At 48.6% G+C, this 961-nt stretch carries 2 protein-coding genes and 1 pseudogene; all 3 read right to left on the reverse strand.

The features are described 5' to 3' along the window. Positions 1–208: pseudogene (locus J5224_RS30320) on the reverse strand (conjugal transfer protein TrbL); the annotation flags it as partial. A 10-nt stretch (positions 209–218) separates the two neighbouring features. Next, positions 219–443, reverse strand: coding sequence for an EexN family lipoprotein (locus J5224_RS30325; RefSeq protein ID WP_039356896.1), 225 nt, complete (start codon positions 441–443; stop codon positions 219–221). Between the two features lie 11 nt (positions 444–454). Continuing rightward, positions 455–961 (reverse strand): type IV secretion system protein (locus J5224_RS30330; protein ID WP_264628754.1); only part of this gene is annotated, 507 nt, incomplete at its 5' end.

Raw genomic sequence — 961 nt, forward strand, 5'->3', positions numbered from 1 at the left:
TCCACATGATGTCCCACGTGACATCCTCCATTGGCGTGGACAACTTACCTGCCAGGGTCTGGTATCCACGCCACATGATATAGAGCGTGGCTGACGTTGCCGCCAGCCCCACCATCATGGAGGAGTATGACATCATCAGTCCCTTTGTGGCGTCAGTAACTCCTCCTATCAGGTGTTTTTCAACACCGATAAATACACCACCGGGCATATTAACCTCACTATGAGTTCAGATCGGGAGTGGGAGCATTTAACTGCTGAATTTGATAATGGGCTTCATTGGCGTTTTTACAGTTATCTGAGGCATCGCCGGTTTTTTGGCATTTTTCATACACCGCTTTTAGCTCATCGGGATGATCTTTGTACCACTGAGTAGTTTTGGCTTCTTCTTTGCAGCCACTGATGATAAATAATAAAGACAGGAAAGAGAGGGTTAATAAACGCATGTGAGACTCCTTTAGCCGTTTAAATCAGGGGTTGGCGCAGTTAACTGTTGCTGATTCCACTGTTTAATACGCACATCCTCCAGTACTTTTTCGCGCTTTTCTGCTGCCTTCACGCTCATTTCCCACTGGTCAGTGAGCGTGTTCAGCATCACTGATTTTAGCTGAATACTGTTGGCAAGGTCCTGAGACTCCTTTGAGTCTTTGGATAGTGCGATACGGTTCGAGAGGCCGTTAATCTCGCCCAGCGTCTGGCTGACCTGCTCCTGGATCTCGCCAGTCTGCTCAAACTGTATCGCTTTGTTGATGACCAACTGTTTGCAGGTATTGGCATAACTTCCTGACTGTTCCGCATTGCAGGTATCGAAAACCCGGTATTTCGCGTACAGCGCATCGAACTGTCCTGAGGTGCCGCCGGAAAGTAGCAGATCATTGAGTGTCTGGCCTGGCTTGCGCAGTTTTTCCAGATCCGCTTTCAGACTCTTCGCCTGATCCACAAAATCTGCAATATCCCGGACGCC

The sequence above is a fragment of the Candidatus Symbiopectobacterium sp. NZEC135 genome (assembly GCF_025962695.1).

Coding starts and splice junctions, on each gene's coding strand:
- J5224_RS30325 (WP_039356896.1), bottom strand. CDS start 443: ATGCGTTTATTAACCCTCTCTTTCCTGTCTTTATTATTTATCATCAGT.